Source organism: Sphingomonas sp., from assembly GCF_019749955.1.
In the GTDB taxonomy this organism is placed as follows: Bacteria; Pseudomonadota; Alphaproteobacteria; order Sphingomonadales; family Sphingomonadaceae; genus Sphingomonas.
This window is the reverse complement of record NZ_JAIEPC010000024.1, coordinates 1-6,727: the sequence shown is the minus strand read 5'-3', so window position 1 is coordinate 6,727 and position 6,727 is coordinate 1. Positions and strand designations below refer to the sequence as shown.

At 65.1% G+C, this 6,727-nt stretch carries 5 protein-coding genes and 3 pseudogenes; 1 reads left to right on the top strand and 7 read right to left on the bottom strand.

The window, feature by feature from the left end; all coding sequences use genetic code 11:
* The first annotated feature begins 77 nt into the window (after positions 1–77).
* A pseudogene (locus K2W81_RS07675) lies at positions 78–1,011 on the top strand (IS110 family transposase).
* A 185-nt stretch (positions 1,012–1,196) separates the two neighbouring features.
* Here K2W81_RS07675 and K2W81_RS07670 read toward each other — a convergent pair.
* The 7 genes and pseudogenes from K2W81_RS07670 to K2W81_RS07640 all read right to left on the bottom strand — a co-directional run.
* A complete protein-coding gene (locus tag K2W81_RS07670; RefSeq protein ID WP_294102950.1) occupies positions 1,197–2,423 on the bottom strand; it encodes a nucleotidyltransferase family protein in 1,227 nt (408 codons plus the stop codon).
* A 77-nt stretch (positions 2,424–2,500) separates the two neighbouring features.
* Positions 2,501–2,863, bottom strand: coding sequence for a DsrE family protein (locus tag K2W81_RS07665; protein WP_294102948.1), 363 nt, complete (start codon positions 2,861–2,863; stop codon positions 2,501–2,503).
* Positions 2,854–3,603, bottom strand: a complete 750-nt coding sequence (locus tag K2W81_RS07660) for a HesA/MoeB/ThiF family protein (RefSeq protein ID WP_294102946.1) — start codon at positions 3,601–3,603, stop codon at positions 2,854–2,856. The genes K2W81_RS07665 and K2W81_RS07660 overlap by 10 nt, the downstream gene beginning before the upstream one ends.
* A gap of 1 nt (position 3,604) precedes the next feature.
* A complete protein-coding gene (gene dut / locus K2W81_RS07655) occupies positions 3,605–4,078 on the bottom strand; it encodes a dUTP diphosphatase (protein ID WP_294102944.1) in 474 nt (157 codons plus the stop codon).
* Positions 4,075–5,267: pseudogene (coaBC, locus tag K2W81_RS07650) on the bottom strand (bifunctional phosphopantothenoylcysteine decarboxylase/phosphopantothenate--cysteine ligase CoaBC). Before coaBC ends, dut begins: the two are co-directional and overlap by 4 nt.
* The gene (locus tag K2W81_RS07645; RefSeq protein ID WP_294102942.1) at positions 5,264–6,382 is read right to left on the bottom strand and encodes a hypothetical protein; all 1,119 of its coding nucleotides are present in this window, start codon (positions 6,380–6,382) and stop codon (positions 5,264–5,266) included. Before K2W81_RS07645 ends, coaBC begins: the two are co-directional and overlap by 4 nt.
* 3 nt (positions 6,383–6,385) lie before the next feature.
* Positions 6,386–6,727 (bottom strand): annotated as a pseudogene (locus K2W81_RS07640) (ubiquinone biosynthesis protein UbiB); the annotation flags it as partial.

The following is a 6,727-nucleotide window of genomic DNA, read 5'->3' as shown; positions in this document are numbered from 1 at the left end:
TCCTCGCCTCGGTCAAGCGATTCTGCCAAAAGACAGAACAAGCATTATGTGACGGACTTTAGATTCAGGTCACTAGCATAGCGCAAAACGTCGGTATTGACATCTGTAAAGCGACGCTTGATGTGCATCTTCACCCGGCGGGCAGTACCCGCCAGTTCACCAATAATGCCAAGGGCATCAAGTCGCTGATCGGCTGGCTGGGCGAGCAAGATGTTGTCCGCATCGTCTTCGAACCGACCGGGCCATACCACCACCGCTTCGAACGGCAGCTCGGCGAGGCCGGTCTGCCGCTTGCCAAGGTCAACCCGCTGCAGGCGCGGCGCTTTGCCCAGGCCGCCGGCACCCATGCCAAGACCGATGCGATCGACGCCGCCATGCTCGCCCGCATGGGCGCGCTGCTGACGCCTCCAGTGCGGCCGATCACCAGCCAGGCCATTGACGAGATGAAGGAACTCCACATCGCTCGGCTCGCTTTGGTCAAAGATCGCACCGCCGCCAAGAACCGTGAACACGTCTGCCGCGCGCCCTTGCTCAAACGTCACGCCGCCCAGCGCCTCGCCCAGATCGACCGACAGATCGCCGCCATCGACCGAGCGCTGAAAACCCGCCTGCACAGCGAACCCGAGCTGGTGGCACGCTTCGACATCCTCGTCTCGATCCCCGGCGTCGGCGCGCTCACCGCCATCACCATGCTCATCGAAATGCCCGAGCTCGGTCAGATCGACAACAAACAGGCCGCAAGCCTCGCCGGGCTTGCCCCACAAGCCCGCGACAGCGGCCAACATCGTGGTCGCAGACACATCCGCGGCGGACGCGCCATCCCGCGCCAGGCGCTCTACATGCCCGCCCTCGTCGCAACCCGGTTCAACGCCGACATGAAAAGCAAATATCAGGCCCTCGTCACCGCCGCCCCCCCCCAAAGTCGCCATCACCGCCGTCATGCGAAAACTCATCATCCTCGCAAACGCCCTGCTCAAGGCCAATCGCACATGGGCCCCAAAACAGGCTTGATCACAACGCATACTCTAATAGGCTCTTCGTCAGATGTTGGCGAGGCTGTTTCGATAACCGTGGCGCCATCATCGTCGGGGCGTGGGGGGTGGCGGAGACCGGCGATATGAGATCGACACGAGCCAGATCGAGCAAACATCGGACTGGCGGTCTCGCGTCAAGTTCAGCAACGGTCTGGCTCGCGCTTAGTCCCTTTCGACTGACAACATCGCCCGCCGGAATTTGATCCGGTCGCGCACGATCCGATAGGGCAGGCGCACAAGCAGACCCATCAACCGGGTCAGATTGTAACCGAGCCTGCGCCCTTGCCGGCCCCGGGCGAGGTCCGCTGGCTTAATCCAGTAGGTTCCCATGACGCCGTTTAGACCTCGCCAATTGGGCTTGATGATAAGTTTTGATAAAATGAGCATCATCGTCACCAACGAATACATCGGTAGGTCGCCACCGCCAGCCGGCTGCGCGATGCACTGCCTGTTGATCCAGTGGAGTGTCTGGATCGCCGGTTTGGTTCGAATGCGCTGCAAAAGCGAATCATCCAACTTCAACGAAAACAAGTCATGGCACAACAGGATAGCCGCTTCGACCGAGCGGTGAGCGGCGAGCGATCGGGCATCTTCGATCATTTCGTCAAATCTGCCGTCGGTGTGCCGTACAAGATAGCCATTGACATCGGCGATCCATTTGAGTCGCGACCAGCCATGCCCTTGGCCGTGACAGGCAAGATAGGGCAGCTGGAGGCGATCACCCAGCGTCCGAACCTGTCCGCCCGCCAGCGGTACCGTTCGACAGTCGGCGAAGGGGACCGCGCCGTTCAGTGATTCTTCGCCGTCCATAAGGCGCCAATGGAGTTCGACAGCTTGGGCGCCGGGCCGCACGAAGAGGGCCTCTTTGGTGAGTCGTGTGAAATTCAGAAATTGCGCCTCGTCCAGCCCGGCCGGTTCGTGCAGCGTATAGCCGAGATCAAGCAACAGCCGCCGCGCGGCGAGTACCGCCTCGGGCGTCGTGAGCAGATCAATGTCCCATTGCTCTTTGATGCTCACGTCCCCGTAGGCCAGGGCGCCGAGCGGCGCGCCCTTCAGAATGATCGCAGGCAATCCGGCCAGATCGAATTGGGTCTGAAGCTGCACGGTTTGGACCGCCGACCGGAGCGATCTTGAAGCTGCTTCCCGGGCAATATCGCGCAAGCCGCAGTCTTGAAGAACGACGTCATCGACCCCCGCACGATAGCATGCGTCATAGGCCAGCCCGGCAATGCGGTGGCGTTTTACAAGCGCGACCAACCGCCGCCAGTTGATTTTGGCGGATGCCGCAGCCGAAAACGCCGCGATCTCCGCTGGTGTTTCGGGTCGCCGACACGCTGCCAGCAACAATGCCAACTCGGCATCGGCGACCGGGCGTGCTCGATAAACCAATCAGCGATCCCCCTTCATCGTTCGCGCTCATTGGGGCCGAACACGATCAAATCAACATCTCGCTAGGAAAGAAACCCTCAAAAAACCAGCAGATTCTCCGCACCTCGATCAGCGAGCAGGCCGACCAGACCGCCCGCGACAACGCCGCTCGCAAGATCGGCCATCGCAAGGCCCTGCATCGCAAGGCCAGTCTGGCAGGCGATAAGCGCGACACCACTGTCGTCGGCCATGGCGAGCATCGCCAGCCGATCGGGCAGGCCAGCGGCCGCCAGCCCGGCGCTGTCGTCGTCGGCGCGGGGGGGCGACGCCAGCAGCGCGACAGCACGTTCATGGGCATAAAGGCTTACTTGCCCACCGAGCGCTGCTTGCGCCAGCGCGACGCTCAGCGCAGCGCGCGCGCGCGTCACGTCTTCGGTGACGAGCAGGATCGTCAACTGCATCCCGCGCACCCAGGGTCCTTGGGCAGGCCGATCATGCGGAAGCGGAAATCGAGGGTGTCGACGATCAGCAGCTTGCCCGCGCTGTCGGCGCCGAACGGCACGAGCGCACGCAGCACTTCGAGCGCGGCGAGGCTCCCGACCACGCCGGTCATCGCGCCCATCACCCCGTCTTCCGCGCAGCTCCCCGCGTCGCGATCGGGCGCGGCGCCGACGAAGCAGCGATAGCAGGGCTTGTCGGCTTCCCAACCGCGAAACACGCCGAGCTGCCCTTCGAACTGTCCGACCGCTGCCGAGACGAGCGGGATGCGCGCGGCAAAAGCGGCATCGGCAACCGCGAGCCGGGTCGCGAAATTGTCGCACCCGTCGAGCACGACGTCGGCGGTGCCGGTCAGCGCGGCAGCATTAGCGGGGGTCAGGCGCTCGACTATGGCGGACACGGTCACATCTGGGTTGAGTGCTGCCACGGCGGATACGGCGGATTCGGCCTTGAGCTGGCCGACATCGGTCGTGCCGAATAACGTCTGGCGTTGGAGATTGCTGAGATCGACGCGGTCGTCGTCGATCACCGTCAGCCGTCCAACCCCCGCCGCCGCGAGATACTGGATCGCGGGCGAGCCGATCCCGCCCGCGCCGATGACCGCTACATGCGCGCCGAGCAGTCGCGCCTGGCCCGCCCCGCCAATCTCCTTCAGGATCAGGTGGCGGGCATAGCGATCGAGCTGGGCATCGCTCAGCGCCATATCACACGCCGGTCGAGCCGAAGCCGCCGAGGCCCCGCTCGGTCTGCGCGGAGAACGCCTCGACGACCAAGAACTCGGGCCGCGCGATCGGCAGGAAAACGAGTTGCGCGATCCGGTCGCCGGGATTGATCGTGAAGGGCTCGCTGCCCGGCGGATTGCGCAGCCACGCGCTGATGTAAATCTGGTCGGCGTAATCGGCATCGATCGTCCCGACGGCTTGGCCCAGCACCAGGCCCTTTTTATGCCCCAGCCCCGAGCGCGCGAGCAGGAAGGCGACAAGGTGCGGGTCGTTCATCAGCACCGCGATCCCCGAGGGGATCAGCACCGCGGGGGCCTGAGGGTCGAGCACCAGCGGCGCGTCGATGCAGGCGTGGAGGTCGATCCCCGCCGACATCGCGGTTTGGTACCGTGGCAGCCCCCAGCCGTGGAGGCGGGGATCAAGGATCTTGAGTTCGATACGCGGTGTGAGGGTCATGACGCTTCCTTGGGCATGGCCGATAGTGCGGCGGCAATATGCAATGCCAGCCGCGCGGCGACTTCGGCCTTGGGCAATTCCGCCCAGCTTTCGACTCCTGCCGCGCTCACCAGATGGATGCTGTTGGCATCGCCGCCCATCACATCGCCCGAGACATCATTGGCGACAATCCAGTCAACTCCTTTGCGCACGCGCTTGGCGGTGGCGTGCTCGATCACGCGTTCGGTTTCGGCAGCGAAGCCGATCAGCAGGGCAGGGCGTCTTGGGCTTCGGGCGAGCCCTGCCAGAATGTCAGGATTTTCGACGAGTTGCAGCGTCGGCGCGCGGCTGCCCTTTTTGATCTTCTGCGACGCTGGCGCGACGCGCCAGTCGGCGACGGCGGCGACCATGACGGCCGCATCGGCGGGGAGCGCGGCGTCCACAGCTGCGGCCATCTCAAGCGCGGTTTGAACGTCCACTCGGTCGACGCCATCGGGGGTGGTTAGCGCCACCGGCCCCGCGATCAGCGTTACGCGCGCGCCGATCGCCGCCAGCGCACCGGCAATCGCAAAACCCTGTTTGCCTGACGAACGGTTGGCGAGGTAGCGGACCGGATCGATCGGCTCATGCGTCGGGCCGGCAGTGACGATGATGTGTTGGCCGGTCAGGCTCATGCGATGCCGAGCGCGGCCTTGATCGCCGCGAAGATCGCCTCGGGCTCAGGCAAGCGGCCGGGGCCGAATTCGCCGCATGCCATCGGGCCTTCGTCGGGCGCGAGGACGGTAATCCCGTCACTCTTCAGCGTCGCGACATTGCGCTGCGTCGCGGGGTGCAGCCACATCCGCACATTCATCGCAGGCGCTGCCAGCACGGGCTTGTCGGTCGCGAGCAGCAAAGTGGTCGCCAGATCGCCGGCAATACCATTCGCTATTTTGGCCAGCAGATCGGCCGTCGCGGGGGCGACCACCACCAGATCGGCTTCGCGGCTGAGCTGGATATGGCCCATCTCGGCCTCGTCCTTCAGGTCCCACAGGCTGGTGTGGACCGGTTGCTCGCTCAGCGCCGCGAGTGTCATCGGCGTCACGAAATGCGCGCCAGCGTCGGTCAGCACACAGCGCACGCCGATATCGGCTTTGCGCAGCAGCCGGATCAGCTCGCACGCCTTATAGGCAGCGATGCCACCGCCAACGATCAGCAGAACTTTCTTCATCGCACGCCCCGTGTCACGGTGATGCGCCGACCGCCGAGCGCCTGCCCGATCAGGTCGTTCAGACCATCGGGCACGAAGGCGAGGCCGATAAGGAAAGTGGGTGCGATCATCAGCCCCCAATAGAAGGTGTCGATCCGCCCGAACAGGCTCAGCAGCACGGCATAAGCGGCAAAGGTCGCGAGCGCGCGCCGCGCGAGGCTGCCGGGCCATGCGCTCCAGCCGAATAGCGCCAGCCCGACCAGCAGTGCCGACAGCCAAGCGGGTGCGATCGCGAGCGCGGTCGAAATGCTCATCGTCTTGACGAAGAAGCCGAAGCCGAGCAGCCCGGCCCAGCCCGGCGAGACGGGGTCGGCGCTATCGACGACGCGTGCCACTGCCCAGGCATGCGCGGCGATGACGGGGACCATTACCGCAAGCGCGGCCCCCCAGCTTATCGCCTCGCGCCGACGTCCTTCGATCAGCGCGAGGCCCGCCATTGTGAGAATATAGAGCGCCGCAGTCTCGCGGATCAGCATCGCCATCAGCGCGAAAGCGACCGCATGCGCCCAGCGATCGTCGCGGCGCAGCGCGAGCGAGAGCGCGATCAGCAGCCCGGCCCAGACTTCGTGGAAATTGACCAGCTCGACCTGCACGAACGCTGCCATCCCGCCGATCAGCAGCACCAGCGCAATCGCCAGCGGTGGCGCGCGCGCGAAGGCCAGCCGCAGCCGGATCGTCCACGCGAGCAAGACACCGGCGGCGAGCGTGTAGAGCAGAATCACCGATCCGATCGGCGGGATCGCCGCCTGGATCACCGCGAGCGTCGGCAGGCGGAAGGTAACGAAGGGCCGCAGCGGATAATCACCGCGCCGCAGCGCCGTCGCCGTCACGGTGTAATAATCGCCATTGTTGCGCAGCCCCGCGATGATCGATTCGTACAGGAGGATATCGGCCTTATCATCGGCGCGCTTGGCGGGGTCCTTGCTGACCGGCGGGGGGCCAGCAGTGACGAGCGCGCTGAGGCAGGCGACCAGCAGTAGCGCGAGCAGGCCGAGCGCGATCTGCGCCCGTGCCTGACGCAGCGCTGCAAAGCGCGTCGGCTCGGTTAGCCAAAGGGGCCGACCGGTTCGGGCCATCGCCTAATGCAGCACCAGCCAGGTGGCGCCGATGCTGGCGGCCGCCGTCACCGCTGCGACCCCGAGATAGCGCCAGAAGCCGCCCGTTGTGGCGGGGGCTAGCGGCCGCAGCGGTGGGGCAGGCGGGGCGCCACCGGGTGAGGGGAAGTGCCGCTCGATGTTGCGAATCAGCTCAGGCAGCCGCGCGACGGTGCGCAAATCGGTGATCAGCCGGTCGGCAACATAGGCTTCGGGGCCAAGTTCGGTCCGGATCCATTCGCGCACGAACGGCGCCGCCGTTTCCCACATGTTGATGTCAGGATCGAGCGCGGTCGCGACGCCTTCGACCATCACCATCGTCTTTTG